This window comes from Nocardioides sp. ChNu-153, from assembly GCF_030466625.1.
Taxonomy (GTDB): domain Bacteria; phylum Actinomycetota; class Actinomycetes; order Propionibacteriales; family Nocardioidaceae; genus Nocardioides.
On sequence record NZ_JADEVT010000001.1, the window covers coordinates 270110 to 288048 of the forward strand.

Sequence of the window (17939 nt, forward strand, 5' to 3'; positions counted from 1 at the left end):
CGCGTTGTGACCGAGGCTCAGGGCGTCATCCTCGATGCCTCCCTTCTCCTGGCCGTGCCGGTCGCTCTCCTGGCTGGCCTGCTGTCGTTCTTCACGCCGTGCTCGCTGCCGTTGGTCCCGGGCTACCTCTCTTACGTCGCGGGCATGGCCGGCGCCGAGGCAGCCTCGCCGACTGGTCCGGTCGGCGGCGCCCGGGGGACCGGGGGGACCGACATCGCCGCCCCGGCGGTGACGCCGCGTCGTCAGCGTTCTCGGACGGTGATCGGCGCATGTCTCTTCGTCCTCGGATTCGCGGTCGTCTTCACCAGCTACGGCGCTCTCTTCGGGGCGGTGGGCGCGCGGTTCATCCAGCACCAGGACACCATCGTGCGCGTGGCCGGCGGAGTCACGATCACGTTCGGCGTGCTCTTCATGGGGCTCGCGGGCCGTCTGCCGGGTCTGCAGCGGACGGTCCGGCCACGGGTCACGCCGAGGGTCGGCCTGGCCGGCGCTCCGCTCCTCGGGGCGGTCTTCGGCATCGGGTGGACGCCGTGCATCGGGCCTGCGCTGGCCGCGGTGCTGACGCTGGCCACGACGACCTCGACGGCCGGTCGGGGGGCGTTGCTCACGATGTCGTACGCCATCGGGCTGGGGATCCCGTTCGTGCTCGCCGCGATCTTCCTGACCCGGTCCCTGCAAGTGTTCGCGTGGGCGCGCGCCCGCACGGTCACGCTGACCAGGGTCGGCGGCCTCATGCTTGTCGGAGTCGGCGTGCTGCAGGTCTCTGGCCTTTGGGCGAGCCTCGTGGCGAGCCTGCAGGTGGTCGTCGCCGGTTGGCAGGCGCCGCTGTGACCGGCCCGGGCGAGCGATCGCCGAGCCCTTCCGAGGCGCCTGGGCCTCCGGTGAACCGGCGCCGGTGGTGGGCGTGGGGGGCCGCGCTCGTGGTGCTGGTGCTGGTCGTAGTGGCCTACCAGCGACTGAACGCGGTGGAGGTCTCTACCGGGCCGGCCGGCTCCGGGGGCGCAGCGCGAGATCTCGTTCAGCAGTACGAGCCCGCAGAGCGGGAGCAGGTCGGTGAGTTCCGGGCGAGCACCCTGGGTGGTGACGAGGTCACCGACGTCGACCTGAGGGCCGGTGTCGCCGTGGTCAACGTGTGGGGGTCCTGGTGCGGACCGTGCCGGGTGGAGGCGCCGGTGCTGGCCCAGGTCGCCACCGAGTACGCCGACCAGGTCGTCTTCCTCGGACTGAACGTGCGCGACAACGCCGATGCGGCCCGAGCGTTCGAGCGCTCGTACGGCATCCCCTACGACAGCGTCGTGCCCGAGGAGAGCGCTGCGCTCCTGCTGAAGTTCGGGTCGGCCCTGCGGACCTCGGCGGTCCCCGTGACCCTCGTGCTCGACGGCGAGGGCCGGGTGGCCGCCCGGGTACTCGGGGCCGTCGACGAGTCCACCCTGCGAGGCCTTCTCGATGACGCGCTGGCGGAATGAGACGCCCCGGACCGGGGCTCGACACCGCGCTGACCGCCACGGCCGTCGTCAAGCGCGTCGAGGCGGCGATGCCTTCGTGCCCGTCGTCGCGGCGTCTGCCTGCTGCGTCCTGGTGGTCGGCGCCGTCGCAGTCGCTCCGTTCGGCCGCGAAGCGAGACTCAGCGACTCTGGCCCTGCTGTTGCCACGTCAGGTGCGCCCGACCCCGCCGACGCAGCTGACGCAGGTGCGTCCGATGTCGAGGGGCCCGGTCAGGGGCAGCTGGGCGACCCTCTGTCGGAGCGGTCGCCGACGGTGCCCGCACCCGGCACGGGAGGTCCTCCTGGCGACCCCTCTACGGCCGTGGAGATCCCTCGAGCCGCCACGGGCAGGTTCGCGGTCGCCTCGATTCCGGGCGGCACGCCGTCGCTCGAGGTGTCCGGCGATCGGGGGCCCGGCCGGCGAACCGTGCACTACACCGTCGAGGTCGAGGTGGGCCTTCCCCTCGGTGCGGAACCGGCAGCCGTGGCGATCGATGCCGTGCTCGGCGACGAGCGGGGCTGGGCGGCCGAACGCGACGCCGACTTTGTGCGGGTCGCACGAGACGCGGACGTCCGGATCGTAGTAGCGAGTCCGGACACCACGGACCGCCTGTGCGCCCCTCTACGGACGGGCGGAGAGGTCTCGTGCCGCAACGGTGGTCTTGTCGTTCTCAACGCGCGGCGATGGACTGGTGGTGTGCCCGACTACGAGGGTCATCTCGCGGACTATCGTCGGTACTTGGTCAACCACGAGGTCGGTCACGCTCTGGGTGAGCCGCACGTCAGCTGCCCGGCCCCTGGACAGCCGGCCCCGGTGATGCAGCAGCAGACCTACGGGCTGGACGGATGCGTGCGCAACCCGTGGCCGACCACCGGCTGAACGACCAGCCGCCGGGAGTCCGGCGGCTGGTCGTTCAGCTGGCGGGTCGGACCGAGAGCGAGCAGCACTGGCGAACGGCCGTCTCGATCGCCGGGGCCATCGCGATCGAGAGCGGTATCGCAAGGATGGTCGAGGCGACGAGGCCGACCAGCGCTCCCTGCCCCAGGTTGAGGCGAGGTGCTACCTCGGTCGCGACCAGGCGACGTACTCGTTGCAGGGCCGCGGTGTCTCCGGCGCCGAGGGCGGCCTGAGGGCGTGCTCCGCAGCCCAGGGTGACCAGCGCGCTGGCGAGCGCGCGTCGTTCTCGAGGGGTGCGAGCCGCGTCGTCGGCGTCCATCTCGGCGAGCACGGTGATCTGCTCGAGTGCCGTGGGGAACACCTTGATCCGCTCGAAGGTCCGCGCCAGGGTGCCTGCGACGGTCAGTGCGAGGTGGTGGCGGCCAGCGAGGTGACGGGCTTCGTGGGCGAGGACGAGGTAGCGCTCCTCGACGGTCAGCAGGTCGACGGCGCCGCTGGACACGACGACCGCGGGCGCGCCGCCGCGCGCCGAGCGAGGCAGGCAGTAGGCCACCGGCGTGTCGTGGTCCACCACGATGAACCCGTCAGGATGGCGACGGCCGACGAGCATGAGCTGGTCGCGTTGAGCCCGCCGTTCTGACGTGAGCCCGCGTGCGTCGCGGACGAGGCGCACGGTCGTAAGGGCGAGGAGGACTCCCACGGCGGTGAGGGCGATGAGACCGGGCCACGGGTCCAGCGGAGTCGCGTAGTGCTCGACGAGAGCGATCGGGGGAACGCCGATGACGTCGGCGAGGGGGAAGCGGAGCGACAGGAACGGGAGCGCGAGGGACACCGCGGAGAGCAGGCCCGCCAGGAGCACGGTGAGCCCGAGGGTCTGCCAGGCCAGGATTCCCCAGCGGGGGTGGCGCTGAAGCCACACCCAGCGCCTCAGCGTCCTAGCCCCAACGCTGGCGGCCAGTGCCGCGTAGGTCAGGAGGACGGCGGCGGCGATCATGCGGAGCCGTCCCTCGGGTCGGTCGACCTGCCGACGGGATCGGCCTGCGTAACCGCAGCCTGGAGCTGGGCTACCTCGTCGGGCGTCAACTGCCCGACAAAGTGCATCAGCGCGGCACCTCGATCGTTGCTGCCCTCGAGAACGTTGCCGAGCAGCTCTGCGGTGTGCTCCTCATGGCTGCGGGTGGGGGAGTAGACGAAGGCACGCCCCTGCTTCTCGCGACCGACGAGGTTCTTGGTGTGCAGGTTGTCGAGCACGGTCATCACGGTCGTGTAGGCCAGGGGACGCGTCAGGTTGTCTCGGACGTCGTGGACGGACAGCCGGCTCTCGCTTTTCCACAGCAGCTCCATGACCTCGGCCTCGAGCTGCCCGAGCTGCTTCATCCTGCGTCGTCCTCTCGCTGGGTTCCCGAAGGTGGGTCGGGGTCCGCTTGTGTCAGGGCATCGAGCCTGCGCGGACGTTCCGGGTTGTCGGGAATGGTAGCGGCGAGTCGCATCAGGTGCTCGTTGTAGGTCGCCAGCTCGCTGCCGCCGCCGCGGTCCTCGCTGCGATCGAAGCGCCGGCGTTCGCGTCGATCGGCCTGTGCCCAGGAGATCATCAGTGCGACGGCCATCACCGCCAGGGGGTACTCGCCCAGCCCCCAGCCCAGCGAGGCACCGAGGTACTGGTCATCGGCCAACGACTCGCCCCAAAGTGGCTTCACGAGCGCGTACCAGGTCTGGGCTAGGACGCTCGTGCTGGCCATGAGGGACACCGAGAAGAGCGCGTGGAACCCAAAGGTGACCATGACGAGGAGCACCCGGAACGGGTACGGCGGCCGGCGCAGGCCGGGGTCTGCGCCGACGATGCACTCGGCGAAGAGGTATCCCGAGGCCAGGAAGTGGACCACCATGAGGATGTGCGCGGTGTGTGACTCCAGGGAGGTCTCGAAGGCCGAGGAGTAGTAGAAGCCGACGATCCCGGTGATGAAGAGGCCGGCAGCGACGACGGGGTGCCCGACGACATGGAGCGGCCAGGAGTGCACCAGCCGCAGCAGCCACTCCCGCGCACCCATGGAGCCGTCAGTACGGCGGCGCAGCGCGCGGAGCGCGAGCGTCACCGGGGTGCCCAGGACGAGAAACACCGGCACGGCCGTGGCGATGGTCATGTGCTGCACCATGTGCATGCTGAAGAGGACTCGGCCGTACGTCCCGGGGGCGCCGTTGGTGGCCCACAAGAAGAGCAGGCAGCCCACGATCCAGCTCAGGGTGCGCAGCACCGGCCACGCGTCGCCTCGTCGTCGAAGCCGGAGGACCCCGGCCAGGTAGCCGACGACGGCGAGCACGGCGAGCGGGCCGAAGAGCGAGTCCAGGCTCCAACCCGTGAACCAGCGTGCCGCGTCCAACGGCGGCGGGATGTCGGTGCCGAGCAGCGACTGCGCAGTCGTCAGGGGCTGGTCCGAGCCGGGGGGTGGGGGTGGGGCCGTGCGAGCCAGCGCCACCCCGAGGCCTGCGGCCGCAGCCAGGACCGCCACCTCGAGGAGGACCACACGGACGAAGGCTCGGTCACACCCGGCCGCGAGCTGGGCGATGAGTCGTGTCCGCTGCCACCAGCCGGCCACCGCCAACGCCGTCACGGCGGCGAGCTTGAGGCCGAGGACGACTCCGTAGGACGACAAGAACCCGTCCCACTGGCGCAGCCTCAAGACGGCACCGAGAAGGCCGGAAAGCGTGACCAGTGCGAGGCAGGTGCCCGCGAGGGTGGAGTAGTGACGCACGACCGCGACGAGGTCCGCGCGGTCGATGAACCGCCGGGCGATGACGAGTCCGACGAGCCCCCCGAGCCAGACCGCCGTCCCGACCAGGTGCAGCATCTGCAGGTTGACCGCTTCGTCGTGACCGAGTGTCCCTACTGCGTGCCCGGTCAGTGCCATCGGCCAGAGCGCGGCCAGCGCGACGAGCGTGACGAATCCGAGCGAGCCCGTCGTCCTGACGAGCGCGCATCCCACGGCGACGACCACTGCGGCCGCCGTGCCCCACGTCAGGTACTGACCGAGCTCGATGCCGGTTGCGAAGAAGAGCGCCTGGTTCCAGAATCCCGGGGCTCCCGGGGGTTCGCCGACCACGTCGGAATACACGAGCACCACCAGGGTCGCATCGGCGATCGCCCAGGCCGAGGCGGTCGCCTGGGCCAGCCCGACCAGGCGCGACTGCGTGGTGCTGAGCCCTCGTCCTCGCTCACTCTTCTTCCCGGGAAGACACCAGGCGGCCATCGCGAGGGCACCGACAGTGACCATCGCGGCGAGGTCCCGGAGGACCTGCACCGCGGGAAGACCGAGGCGCGTGAGCCAACCCGGATCAGGAAGTCCCACGATGCCGAGCGGCGCGAGCCCGCCGGTGAGCCCAAGCGCGACCAGGGCGACACCGACGCCGACGGCCGGGAGCAGCAGACCCACTGACACGACGGCCTTCGATCGGTCGACCGGGGCGGCGAGCCGGGGCCCGCCCTCGGTGGAAGGCACCGGCCGCGATGAGGGCTCGGGTGGCGCCGTCACCGTCGGACGCGGCGCACGACCGCACCGGCTCCGGCGGCGAGGAGCAGCGATGCCAGCCCGAGGACCAGTGCGGGACCCCGCCAGCCGCTGCCGCTGCCGCTGCCGTCGGCGTTGTTGGCCGGGGTCGATGTCGCCGCCGGCCCGTCCGGCCCCTCGGCGTCCGTCGGCGCCGGCGTGCCGGCGGTCGGCGGCGCGGCCGCAGGTGCGTGCACGGGTGAAGTGAAAGTGATGGATCCGGCCACGGGGTGCCCGTCGCGGGACACGACGCGGTAGTCGACGCGCCACTGGGGTGGTGTCTCTGCCGGCGCTCCGGTCGCCGGGCGCCCGGCCGGGAGCTCGACCTCGGGCAGCGAGGCGAGCACGACGGTGGGCGAGGAACCACTGGTGACCGTCACACGTTCGGCGACCCGGTCGGCGACGGTGAGCACCACCGCGCTCAGCGCCGGATCCATCTCCTCGCTGAACGTCAGCGCGACCTCTCGGGGTGCCTGCTCGAGCTGCGCGCCGTCGGCCGGGTCGGAGGAGACGAGATCGGTGTGGGCGTACGACGGCGTCGGAGCGGCGCAGGCGAGGAAGAACGACACCGTGGCGGCGAGAAGCGTCGCGAGCAGGGCCGTCGGGAGGAACCGGGGCGGGCGCCGGGTGGCGGGAGGGGTACGGCTCACTTCTGGCCCCGCGCGATCAGGTAGAGCACGACCAAGGTCGTGACGAGGGTGAAGATCCCGAGGACGAGCGTGGAGACCCAGGGGCTCGAGCCGCCCTCGCTCGCTGCGCCGGTGTACTGCGCCAGCATAGCGACCTCCCTGCTGGTGCTGGTCATGGCGGTGGTGGTCATGGCGGCGGTGGTCATCGCCTCACACTCCGGCGTAGGAGTGCAGGCCCGGCAGCCAAATGTTGACGCCGAAGAAGTTGAAGAGGAACGAGAGGAACCCGGCGATGGCGAGCCAGCCCGCGGAGCGTGCCCAGCGGCGGTCGGTGGCCTGGGCGTGGAGATAGGCGGCGTAGAGCACCCAGGTGATGAACGCCCAGGTCTCCTTCGGGTCCCATCCCCAGTAGCGGCCCCATGCGTTCTCGGCCCAGATCGCCCCGGCGAGGACGGCGAAAGTCCAGATGGGGAACGCCACGAGGTGGGCGTTGTGGGCAACCTTGGCGAAGGGATCGTCCGACGCGCCATCGACTGCCGGGGGACGGGAGTCGGTCGACCTGCGGCGGCGGGCGCGCACCATCTGTGCGGCGGTGGCGACGAAGCCGACGGTGAAGAGACCTCCGGCGATGATCGCCGCAGCGACGTGGATGACCAGCCAGTAGGAGTCCAGGACCGGGACGATCCCGTCGACCGGGGTGTAAAGGACCGTCGTGCCCAGACCGAGGAGCAGCAGCGTGAGTCCGACGACCCACACACCCATGGCTCGGACGGGGGCCTGGCGGAGCGAGGCCAGGTAGAAGATTCCGACGGAGGCGGAACCGGTGAGAGCGAACTCGTACATGTTCGCCCAGGGCGCGCGCTCAGCAGCGAAACCGCGGGCGATCACCGCTGCTACCAGGAGGCCGACACCAAGCACGCTCAGCGACGTGCCGGCGCGTCCGGTCATGCGTTCCGGTTCTCGCGAGGCGCCGTCGACCGGGTTCGGGTCGTCGGCCGCGGCTGTCTCGGGTGCGGCGTGCTCGTCCGCGCGGACGTCGTGGGAGGACCCGATCGAGGCGGGGGCGAGCACGGCTGCCGTGGCGGGCTCGGTCCTGGTCCGGCGGTGCCGGAGCGCCAGATCGGCGGCGTAGGCCAGCAAGGCCAGCCCGAGCACAGCCATGGCCGAGGCGACGAGGCTGTCGGACAGGCGCGCCACGTCGAGGTCGAGGAAGAAATTCACGGGGTCTCCTGAGAATGCGGAGGCGAGGCGTTCGGCTGGGGTGCGGGGGAGTGCGCGGGGGGGGACGCTGCGGCGGCCGCGACCCGTGCGATCTCTCCCGGGGGGAGCGCGCGGCGCGCGAGTGCGCGGCCGGCGATCTCGAGCGTGGGGGTCTCGTGGACGGCGCTCTCGCGGACCCAGATGCGACGTCGGGGAACGGCGAGGGAGACCGTCAGTCCGACCATCAGGAGGATCGCGGCGACCAACGAGATCTCTTTGCCGGGGTCGCGAGCGACCTGGAAGTTGGCGAACCGTGTGACGCCGTTGAACGTCACCGTTCCCGCGCCACCAGGCAGCGCGACCTGTTCGCCGGGTGCAAGGGTCGCGCTCCACACGGTGCCGTCGACCTCCCTGACCTCGCGCAGACGCGTCTTGTCGAGGGTGAAGACCGACTGGGTGGCTCCGTCGTCGAGTCCGAGGTCGCCCGTCCAGGCGTCAAGCTCCACCCGAGGGTTCAGCTGGTCGGGAAACACCGAGACCAACCCGTCCTGGACCGGAGCCGCGGTGGGGTAGAAGGTGCCCTCCAGGGCGAGGCCTTCGGGCTGGGCGTCGGGAGCCTTGACGACACCGTCGGAGGTGAAGACGCTGTCGTTGGGCAAGAAGATCGTCGGGCCCGATGAGATGACGTCGCCGGTGCTGTCGCGCACGGTCAGCCGGGGTGCGTAGCCGTGGCCGGTGAGGAAAAACTTGGTGCCGTTGACGACCAAGGGTTGGTTCGGTCGCACCTCAGCGGTGCCTTCGCCCCCGGTCGTGGTGTAAGTGACCCGGGCGTCGAAGTCCCGCGGTTCGCCGGCTCGGCCACCAGCGGCCTCGAACTCGGCGTCGAAGCTGTCAAGGGTGAAGCTGAGCGGCTCCAGGTCCTCGGGATCCATCCAGGGTGCCGGGGTGAAGGCGTCGTAGGAGGACACGACGTTAGTGAAGGAGCCGCCCACGACGACCGCGGCGCGGGCCTCGTAGCCGAACAGTCGACCACCGGCGACACCGACGAGCAGGATGAGCAGGGAGAGGTGGAAGACGAGGTTGCCGAGCTCGCGGACGCGTCCCTTCTCGGCGCGGACCTCGGTGGGAGCTCGTACGACGGCAAAACCACGTCGCCGCAGGTGCTCCTCGGCACGGTCGAGCGCGGCTGCGGCGGCGCCGTCTCGGGAGACGGGCGGTCCCGCTGCGCCGGCCGGGTCGGGGTCGGGGTCGGGGTCGGGGTCGGGGTCGGGGTCGGGGTCGGCCACCGTGAATTCGTGGAAGTCGGACTCGCGAGCGAGGTGGCGAGGTGCCTTCGGTGGGGGGCTGCGGAACTCCCGCCACAGCGTGGCGCACCGGGGGATGACGCAGCCGGTCATCGAGATCAGCAGCAGGACGTAGATGGCGGCGAACCAGGGAGCGGAGTACACCTCGAAGAGCCACATCCGGTCCAGCCACGGAGCCAGGTCCGGGTGCTTGAGGTAGAAGCGGTTCACGGCCACGGGGTTGCTGGCCACCCCGCGCTGGGGAAGCACCGAACCAGGAATGGCGGCGACCGCAAGCAGGACCAACAGAATGACGGCGGTACGCATCGCGGTGAGCCGACGCCAGACCCATCGCCCCCACCCCCAACGCACAGGCCCGGAACGCCGCGGGGCGGCCGCTCGGGCCTCGTGGCCTCGGGTGCTCTGGGGTGGGGTCGCGGAGCGCATCGCCTAAATACTATGTGCGATAGTAGAAAGACTCCATTCCCGGTCGGCTCGTGGGCCAGATCTCGCGCGGGCAGGGAGGTGCCTCAGCGCGCTCCTAGTTTGCCCCTGCCCTGACCGACGTCGTCGCGCCGCGCTCGCCACCCGGTGCCGGCGTGGGTCGAGCGCTCCGGCGGAGGTCGGACGAGGCTTCGTCGGGGTCGCGACGTACGCGGGATGCGCGGACGCCGTTGAGGATCACCAGGACCTCTGCGAGCTCGTGGACCAGCACGACACCGGCCAGTCCGAGCACGCCCAGCAGCGCCAGGGGCACGAGCACCACAATGATGGCCAGTGCCATCACGATGTTCCCGGTCATGATCCGTCGGCCGCGCCGGGCGTGGTCCAGGGCGCGGGGAATCTGGCGAAGGTCGGTGCCGGTGAAGGCCACGTCGGCGGACTCGATCGCTGCCGCCGACCCCGCCACCCCATGGCGATGCCCACGCTCGCCGAGGCGAGGGCCGGTGCGTCGTTGATGCCGTCACCGATCATCGCCGTCGGGCCGAGACGTGCGGACGCTTCGATCGCGGCCACCTTGTCGGCCGGCAGCTGCTCCGAGCGGACGTCGAGGATCCCGACCTGCTGCGCCAGAGTCTGGGCCGTGCGGTGGTTGTCGCCGGTGAGCATGATCGTGGAGATGCCGCGCTCATGGAGCATCGAGACGGCCTCCGCCGCCTCGGGCTTGAGCTCGTCCCGTACGCCGATCGCGCCCGCGACCGCCCCGTCGACCTCGACGACCACCACGCTCATCCCGCCCGCGGCGAGCTCGTCGGTGACGACCATCAGAGGTCCGGGTTCGACCCAACGAGGGCTGCCGATCCGAACCCTGTGGCCGTCTACGAAGTCCGTGACGCCTCGCCCGGGTATCTCGCTGACCTCGCTCGCACGAGCCCTCTCCTTGGTGGCGGCGACGACGGCCTCGGCGAGCGGGTGGCTGCTGGTGGCCTCGAGCGCCGCGGCCCATCGCAGCACGTCGACCTCCTTGTAGTCGGCAGTCGTGCGGACGTCCACCACCTCGGGACGGTTGCGGGTGAGGGTGCCGGTCTTGTCGAACGCGACGGTTCGGATCGTGCCGAGCTGTTCGAAGGCGTGGCCCGACTTGATGATGACGCCCAGACGGCTCGCTGACCCGATGGCCGAGATGACGGTCACCGGCACGGCGATCGCCATCGCGCAGGGCGAGGCTGCCACGAGCACGACCAGTGCCCGCTCGACCCACACGAGCGGCTCATCGGTGAGCAGCAGGCCGCCGAGGGCGACCAGGGTGGAGAGGAGGAGGATCGAGGGCACCAGCGGCCGCGCGATGCGATCGGCCAGACGGGCGCGATCACCCTTGCGGGCGTGCGCTTCCTCGACCAGTCGCACGATCTGGGTCAGGGAGTTGTCGCGGCCGTCGGCGGCCGCGCGGACCAGCAGCGTCCCCTGTCCGTTGACCGAGCCGGCCAGTGAGGTCTGACCCGGACCGACCTGGACGGGGATGGACTCTCCGGTGATCGCGGCGGTGTCGAGGCTCGAGCGTCCCTCGACGACGACGCCGTCCGTGGAGATCCGGTCGCCGGCCCTGACCACCAAGAGGTCGCCGATCCTCAGCTCGGCAGCCGGAACGTCGATCTCGGCATCGGCTCGTCGCACCCGGGCGGTGTCGGGGATGAGCGTCAGCAGGGCGCGGAGTCCGTGCTGGGCCCGGTCCATCGACCGCTCTTCGAGCGCCTCGGCGATCGAGAAGAGGAAGGCTAGTGCTGCGGCCTCGCCGACCTTTCCCAGCGCGACCGCCCCGAGTGCGGCGATCGTCATGAGCAGCCCGACACCGAGGCGCCCGCGCCGTAGTCGGCGCAGGGCTCCGGGCACGAACGTCCACCCGCCGACCCCGAGCGCGGTCGCGTGCAGGGCCAGGGCGAAGGAGCCGGCGTCGACAACGTGGTCGGCCAGGAGGCCCAGGGCGAGGAGTAGCCCCGAGATCGCGGGCAGCAGGAGGGCCCGATCGCGCCACCACGGAGCGAACCTCTCCAGCTTGAGGGGCGCGTCGGCCGCCCGCCTCGAGGGGCCGCAGCAGTCGTCGTCGAAGGTGTGCCCCGCGGGAGCGGTGGCGAGGGAGCTATCCGGCGCGCCATCGGACGCGCCGGACCGTTCGGTGGCGCCGGGGGAGAGCGTAAGCAGGGGCAGGAGGTTGTGCCCGTGAGGCGCTCCCTCCGTCTTGTTGTCCTCGGGTGCCTCGTCGTCCGGCCCGCAGCAGAAGTCGCTCATGCGTCGACCACCTGCAAGCAACACCCGAGCGCGCAGCCCTCGATCACGAATGCCCGGCTTGCCGATAAGTTACCTTATGTAAACTTACGTCTTATTTCCCGATGCTCTCAGTGACACTGACTGTCTTGCTACTCGCTCCCGGGGATGCTTAGCGTCCCGTTCGATGATCCCTCCCGGGGCACCGCCCGCAGCACAAGGCGTTGGGCCGTGCGTGCACAGCCGTTTCGATTGAGCCGTCCGCCCTCTAGAAACGAGCGGCCTGTGAAAACCGCCGTGACGGCGCTAGTGAAGCGCTAGTGAAGGACGTCCGTGAACCTCGGTCGGTCGCGCCAGCTCCCCGTCGGCGCGGTAGCGCACCACGCGGCGCAGGTCGCTGGGCTCGAGCGGCACCGCAGCAAAGTCCTCGCGAGCCGCGAGGGCCGTCTGCGTCGCGGGTTCAGCGGGGACGACCCCTCGACCTGGCTACGCAACAACGCCGGTCGCACCCTCACCCCGTGACCGCGCTACAGGCGGGGTCCATCACGGGGTGCCCGGAGGCGTAATAGGTGCCTTCTGGGCCCATGGTGAAGCCCATCAGGTCCATCACGGGACTGACGAGCTCCAGATCAGCACCCTCTCGGCCAGCTTGTTTACGGTACAAGCCCTGGTGAGTCGCCAAGAGCAGCGAACCGTCGACTGGGTCGCGGACGGCGGTGTGGAGATGGGTGATTGCGATGGGCTCGGAGTCGGTGCTTTGTGACCCCGCACAGCCCGTGGTCACGAGAAGGACAGCGGCAAGAAGTGTCTTTGCGGCACTCGTCATGGGTTCAGCCCTGGCTGCCGTACCGCATCAGCTCGAAGCACGACGCCGGCCTGGGCGTGCGCTTCGGGACGCAGATCGAGGCGTCGCAGCAACTGGGCGTTGAGGGCCACCACGACCGTCGAGACGGACATCAGTATCGCTCCAACCGACATTGGCAGCGCGAATCCAACGGGTGCCAAGACCCCCGCAGCGAGGGGGACTGCACCCAGGTTGTAGCCAGCTGCCCACCAGAGGTTCTGTCGCATCTTGCGGTAGGACTGCGTCGACAACTCGATGACGGAGAGCACGGAGCGGGGATCGTCGCTGGCGAGGATCACGCCTGCGGAAGCGACCGCCACGTCCGTACCCGCGCCGATGGCGATGCCAACATCGGCCTTCGCTAGAGCTGGGGCGTCATTCACACCATCGCCCACCATCGCCACCCGCGATCCTTCGTGCTGCAACGTGGCCACGAGGGCGGCCTTGTCCTCGGGGCGGACCCCAGCGAAGTAACGTTGAATCCCAACTTCGCTGGCGACGGCTTGTGCCACCCCCTCTGCGTCCCCGGTGATCATGACGACTTCAACGCCGCGGCGCCGAAGTGCGTTGACCGCATGGGCGGACTCAGGGCGGATCTCGTCTGCCAGTTGTAGTGAGCCAATAACTGTTTGGTCGCGGACGAGGTGGAGGACCGTGGCTCCGTCGTGGCGCCAGGCGACGGCTGCCGGGGTCTCCTCCAGGCTGAGCTGTTCCAGCAGCCGCGGCCCGCCGACCCAGAACTCGTGGCCCTCGATCTCGGCGCGAACGCCGACAGCTGGTGAGGATGTGAAGCCACTGGCTCGGTAGAGGGGCGCTCCGCGGTCGCGGGCGGCGCGAACAACCGCACCCGCTAGCGGGTGCTCACTGTCGACCTCTACCGCAGCTGCGAGGCCCAGCAACTCATTCGTGCTCAGCCCGGCATTGTCCGAACTGACGTCGACGACTGCGGGCTCGCCCTTGGTGAGGGTCCCGGTCTTGTCGAACAGCACCACGTCGATCGAGCGCATTTGCTCAAGAGCAAGGCGGTCTTTGATGAGAACCCCGCCTCGCGCAGCGCGTTCGGTAGCAATGGACACGACCAACGGGATTGCAAGGCCCAGCGCGTGCGGACAGGCGATCACCAGCACGGTGATCGTGCGTACGACACCCTCGTCGGGAAGACCGAGAACCGTCCAGGTGACCGCAGTGAGAAGCGCTGAGCCCAGCGCGAACCAGAACAGCCACGCTGCGGCGGTATCTGCAAGGCGCTGCGCACGAGACGACGAATTCTGGGCATCTTCGACCAATCTCCGAATGCCGGCCAGGGTGGTGTCGTCCCCGATCGCGGTGACCACGATCCTCAAGGCCGAGTCCGTAGCAACCGTGCCGGCCGTGACAGCGTCACCAGTCGCGCGGAGCACGGTCCGAGACTCGCCTGTGATCATGGCCTCATCCATCTCGGCACGACCTTCAACAACCCGCCCATCGGCCGGGACGTTGCCGCCTGGTCGGACCAAGACGACATCGCCCACGCGCAATTCACCCGCCGGCACCCGAACGGTTTGCTCGCCCTGAACCCGTTCCGCCTCGTCCGGCAATAGGGCAGCTAATGAGTCGAGCGCAGAGTTGGTGCGAGCCAGGGAGCGCATCTCAATCCAGTGGCCCAGCAACATGATGACGACCAGCAGGGCAAGTTCCCACCAGAAGTCCAACTCCTGGTGCACGAGACCTACGCTGGCGCCCCAGGAGGAAGTGAAGGCGACGGTGATGGCGAGCGCGATCAACAGCATCATCCCGGGCTTGCGGCCGCGGATCTCGTCGAATGCGCCCCGCAGAAAGGGCCCCCCGCCCCAGACGTAGACCACCGAGCCCACAACGGGGGAAACCCATCTCGCCCAGTCCTGGTCAGGCAGGTCATAGCCGACAAGCGTCGAGAACATCGGCGACATCGCGACCACCGGGACACTCAAGGCCAGCATGATCCAGAACAGCCGACGGAATTGCCCGCCGTGCCCGCCGTGCCCACCGTGCCCACCGTGCCCACCGTGCCCACCGTGCCCACCGTGCCCACCGTGCGGGTGCTCCACCGCAGCAGTTCGGTGGCTCAGCCCAGGGCTCGGGTGGGCACCTGAATCGCTGTTTTCAACTAGTTGCGACTGCAGTTGCTGGGCCTCTTGGCCAGTCCCGTGGGTGTTGACAGGGCAGTCGGGTCCGTGGTCTTGGTCGGACATCGTGAGCCTTCCGAAGGCGGGAAGAAGAGATTCGAGCCGGGCCGGCGGCCCGCGGACGGTCCAAGAGCGGTCCCGGGCACGGGCGAGGCCCCTCTCCCGGGTCTGCTCACTCAGCGGGGCTGCGCCGTGTAGCCCGCTTCGCCTACGGCCGCGACTACGGCGCGCGCGAGTTGCTCTCCGACGACGTCCACAGTTGTGACGACCAAAATGCCCTGAGAGGCATCTGCAACGGCGTCGGAGATGTCACCGATGCTCAACACCTCCTCGCGCACGGATGCCTCACAGTGGCCGCAGGTCATTCCAACCACGTCGAACGTTGCAGTAGCCATCAGCCTTCATCTCCTGTCGCTTTCGGGCAATGCGTCGCCCCAGCATATACCCCCCGGGGGTATCGCCCAAGAAGGGTGCGACGACCGGGAGATGGCTCCGGCGTTGTGCAGGCGCTTGTCTTCGCATCTACGCTGAGCGCGATGGACCGACTGCTGCGCCGCTACTCGCCGCGCCTAAGTGCCGCTGGAGCGGGCTGGGCGCTAGTGCTGTTGTGCACAGTTGTGGTCGCTGGCGTGATCGGCATGCACACGCTGTCCATGCATGGCCAGCCCGCATCTTCTGCGGTCCTCCACGCTGGGGAGCCCCTCGGCGGGACGAGCGCACCCGGGGCGACGGGCGGGCTGATCAATGGTGCGATCGTTGCCCGGGCCCGGGTCGATCCAGCGGCCGCAGAGGCGGTCGCCGCTGCGAGACACAGCTTCGGTCTTGAGAATGAACGGAAGCCGGGGGCCTCCGAGGACCGCCATGGCCACTGCGGCGAGCACGAGACAGGGACCCCTAGTGACGTAGAGGGATGCCATCAGCACGGCCTGCTGATGATGTGCTTATCGGTGTTGGCAGCGCTTGGCGGCCTCCTCTTGCTGGCCCGGGGCGCTTCGTGGCTGGGGCGCGTTCTTTGGCTTCGTGCCCGCCCATATCACCTTTGCAATCTCGGGGTGCTGGTCTTCGGCCTCCTGCGGCCCATAGGTCGCACGCGTCTCGAACTCTGCGTCATCCGCTGCTGAGGGGCTCGATCTACCAAGCCCAGATCCACCAACCCGGCGCGGTCAAACGACCGACGTCCGGGGGTGCCCCAGCCTTTCAGCAAGGAGAACGACCGTGAACCGTCCTACTTTCTTCCGTGCGGTTGCGCTCGCAGCTGCCGCGACCGCATTGAGCTCGACCCTCGCCGCATGCTCAGACAACGCGAATGACGCCGACAACGGCAGCGAGCCGTCTGCCAACTACAACGATGCCGACGTCGAGTTCGTGCAGCAGATGATTCCCCATCACCAGCAGGCCACCGAGATGGCGGCCATGGCGGAGGGCCGCTCGCAAAGCACCGAGGTGCTTGACCTGGCCGAGCAGATCGAGGCCGCTCAGGGCCCCGAGATCGAGGTCATGACGGGCTTGCTAGAAGAGTGGGACGTCGAGGCCGACGGTGCCGAAATGGACCACACCGACATGGGCCACGGCTCGAGTGGGGGCATGGAGGGCATGATGAGCGACGAGGAAATGGACGCGCTCGATCAGTCGTCTGGCCCTGAGTTCGACCAGATGTTCTTGACCATGATGATCGAGCACCACCAGGGCGCCGTCGAGATGGCCGAGGACGAGCAGGCTAACGGCCAAAACGACGACGCCCTCGAGCTCGCCGGACAGATTGCCACGTCTCAGACCGCCGAGATCGACGTGATGCGCGCGTTGCTCGCGCAGTAATCATCTGTCGCCCGTGGGATGCTCCCCCACGCGGGCCGCATTCCAGTCGCCTCCTCGCGCGTTCTTGCGGGCGACAGGAACCTCAGACGCATGCTCGGGATCATCAACCCCCCCGCGGTGGTTCCGAGCATGCCCCCACGCCGCCCCTCCGACGTCGGTCAATACCCGGCTGTGCGCCTTTGGCGCCGTCGTATGGCACTCCCCCCGCAACGTGTGAACCGCGCCGCCGAAGCCGCGCGGAAGCCACCACGACCGGGGACAACAGGAAGCAAAGAGATTTCATCTTGCGTAGAAGCACTCTTCCCAGCCCTGCAATAGCGCCCTCGCACCGCGGCGAGCCCCGGCTCTCAGTCCACTCAACGCGTCGGCGTCCGGGGCCTGCCCAGACCGAGCCCCAGACCGAGCCCGAGCAACAGGCTGCCCCGCAGCGCGCCGCTGCTTCCAGCGCCTCCTCGGCTGGCCGCCACGCCGCTCAGCCGCGACGACGCTCCCTGCTGCCCCATGGGTCGCGAGCCCCATCCTCGAACTCTGTACGTCGGTTTGACGGATTTGCGGACGCACGCTTGGGCGTCGTCGGCGCCGGGCTCGTGATAATCGCCGGACTGGCGGCTTCCGTCACTGGAAGTTCTGGCTCCGCAGGGGCAACCGCCCTCGTCGACTCGAACCGGCGTCCGGCGATCGACCTCACATCGGGCGTCTCAAATCGCGAAGCTGCACTCCTGCGAGACCGCTCAGACCGGGTGAGCCGCGGGGCCTTGCGCCCAGGCGCGGCCGAGCCCACCGCCCCCGAGGCACCGGATCTGACCGCGGCGGCAGAGCAACGCGCTCGCGCGCTGGGGAACCTGACCGCCGCAGCGCAAGCCCAAGCAACGCTTATAGGTCAGCGGCGCGCGGAGGCTATAGCTGCTGCAGAGATTGAAGCTCGAGAGCGCGAGGCGAACCGATGGGTGCTCCCGTTGCAGAGCTACCGCCTCACGGGACGCTTTGGCCAGTCCGGCGCGAGATGGTCCTCCACCCACACGGGCCTTGACTTCGCCGCACCTGCCGGGACACCTCTGGTCGCAGTAGCCGCCGGGACGGTCCGCTCAGCCGGCTCCTCCGGGCCGTACGGCCAACGAACCGTCCTTGAACTGAACGACGGCACCGAAGTCTGGTACTGCCACCAAGCCAGTATCGAAGTAGCGGTAGGCGAGCAGGTACAGGCGGGACAGCGCATCGGCACCGTCGGGGCTACCGGCAACGTAACCGGCCCGCACCTGCACCTAGAGATCCGTCCCGATGCTGGCGCGCCGGTGGACCCAGAACGAGAGCTGGCCGAGCGCGGCATCCGGCCTTAGCCCAACAGCGCGAGAGCACCCCAGACTCGTCGTCCCATTGACGGATCCCTCAACGGAACA

16 protein-coding genes are annotated in these 17939 nt (G+C 69.5%); 5 read left to right on the forward strand and 11 right to left on the reverse strand.

The window, feature by feature from the left end; all coding sequences use genetic code 11:
- Window positions 1–6: 6 nt before the first annotated feature.
- The 3 genes from INN71_RS01260 to INN71_RS01270 all read left to right on the forward strand — a co-directional run bounded on the left by INN71_RS01260 (window position 7) and on the right by INN71_RS01270 (window position 2364).
- A complete protein-coding gene (locus INN71_RS01260; protein WP_277497668.1) occupies window positions 7–831 on the forward strand; it encodes a cytochrome c biogenesis CcdA family protein in 825 nt (274 codons plus the stop codon).
- Between the two features lie 50 nt (window positions 832–881).
- Window positions 882–1466, forward strand: coding sequence for a TlpA disulfide reductase family protein (locus INN71_RS01265; RefSeq protein WP_277497667.1), 585 nt, complete (start codon window positions 882–884; stop codon window positions 1464–1466).
- A gap of 340 nt (window positions 1467–1806) precedes the next feature.
- Entirely contained in the window at window positions 1807–2364 is a 558-nt protein-coding gene (locus tag INN71_RS01270) for a DUF3152 domain-containing protein (protein ID WP_277497666.1), read from the forward strand.
- A gap of 34 nt (window positions 2365–2398) precedes the next feature.
- On the opposite strand, the gene INN71_RS01275 is transcribed toward INN71_RS01270, so the two are convergent.
- The 11 genes from INN71_RS01275 to INN71_RS01325 all read right to left on the reverse strand — a co-directional run bounded on the left by INN71_RS01275 (window position 2399) and on the right by INN71_RS01325 (window position 15122).
- Entirely contained in the window at window positions 2399–3376 is a 978-nt protein-coding gene (locus INN71_RS01275; RefSeq protein ID WP_277497665.1) for a M56 family metallopeptidase, read from the reverse strand.
- Window positions 3373–3759, reverse strand: coding sequence for a BlaI/MecI/CopY family transcriptional regulator (locus tag INN71_RS01280; RefSeq protein WP_277497664.1), 387 nt, complete (start codon window positions 3757–3759; stop codon window positions 3373–3375). Before INN71_RS01280 ends, INN71_RS01275 begins: the two co-directional genes overlap by 4 nt.
- Window positions 3756–5876: a cytochrome c oxidase assembly protein gene (locus tag INN71_RS01285; RefSeq protein WP_301799251.1), complete on the reverse strand. Its 2121-nt coding sequence runs from the start codon at window positions 5874–5876 to the stop codon at window positions 3756–3758. The genes INN71_RS01280 and INN71_RS01285 overlap by 4 nt, the downstream gene beginning before the upstream one ends.
- A gap of 29 nt (window positions 5877–5905) precedes the next feature.
- Entirely contained in the window at window positions 5906–6574 is a 669-nt protein-coding gene (locus tag INN71_RS01290; RefSeq protein ID WP_277497662.1) for a copper resistance CopC family protein, read from the reverse strand.
- Window positions 6571–6759, reverse strand: coding sequence for a hypothetical protein (locus INN71_RS01295; RefSeq protein ID WP_277497661.1), 189 nt, complete (start codon window positions 6757–6759; stop codon window positions 6571–6573). The genes INN71_RS01290 and INN71_RS01295 overlap by 4 nt, the downstream gene beginning before the upstream one ends.
- Window positions 6760–6763: 4 nt before the next feature.
- A complete protein-coding gene (gene ccsB / locus INN71_RS01300) occupies window positions 6764–7774 on the reverse strand; it encodes a c-type cytochrome biogenesis protein CcsB (RefSeq protein WP_301799252.1) in 1011 nt (336 codons plus the stop codon).
- Window positions 7771–9483, reverse strand: coding sequence for a cytochrome c biogenesis protein ResB (locus INN71_RS01305; RefSeq protein WP_277497659.1), 1713 nt, complete (start codon window positions 9481–9483; stop codon window positions 7771–7773). Before INN71_RS01305 ends, ccsB begins: the two co-directional genes overlap by 4 nt.
- 94 nt (window positions 9484–9577) lie before the next feature.
- Window positions 9578–9838 carry a hypothetical protein gene (locus INN71_RS01310; RefSeq protein ID WP_277497658.1) on the reverse strand — a complete coding sequence of 87 codons (261 nt, stop codon included), beginning with the start codon at window positions 9836–9838 and terminating at the stop codon, window positions 9578–9580.
- The gene (locus INN71_RS01315) at window positions 9835–11763 is read right to left on the reverse strand and encodes a cation-translocating P-type ATPase (protein WP_277497656.1); all 1929 of its coding nucleotides are present in this window, start codon (window positions 11761–11763) and stop codon (window positions 9835–9837) included. Before INN71_RS01315 ends, INN71_RS01310 begins: the two co-directional genes overlap by 4 nt.
- Before the next feature lie 798 nt (window positions 11764–12561).
- The gene (locus INN71_RS01320; RefSeq protein WP_277497655.1) at window positions 12562–14541 is read right to left on the reverse strand and encodes a heavy metal translocating P-type ATPase; all 1980 of its coding nucleotides are present in this window, start codon (window positions 14539–14541) and stop codon (window positions 12562–12564) included.
- 362 nt (window positions 14542–14903) lie between these two features.
- The gene (locus INN71_RS01325; protein ID WP_277497654.1) at window positions 14904–15122 is read right to left on the reverse strand and encodes a heavy-metal-associated domain-containing protein; all 219 of its coding nucleotides are present in this window, start codon (window positions 15120–15122) and stop codon (window positions 14904–14906) included.
- An 820-nt stretch (window positions 15123–15942) separates the two neighbouring features.
- Between INN71_RS01325 and INN71_RS01330 the strand changes: the two genes are divergently transcribed.
- Both INN71_RS01330 and INN71_RS18065 read left to right on the forward strand, forming a co-directional pair.
- The gene (locus INN71_RS01330) at window positions 15943–16542 is read left to right on the forward strand and encodes a DUF305 domain-containing protein (protein WP_277497653.1); all 600 of its coding nucleotides are present in this window, start codon (window positions 15943–15945) and stop codon (window positions 16540–16542) included.
- 947 nt (window positions 16543–17489) lie between these two features.
- Complete coding sequence (locus INN71_RS18065; RefSeq protein WP_367619017.1) at window positions 17490–17879, forward strand: M23 family metallopeptidase; 390 nt, start codon at window positions 17490–17492, stop codon at window positions 17877–17879.
- The last annotated feature ends 60 nt before the right edge of the window (window positions 17880–17939 follow it).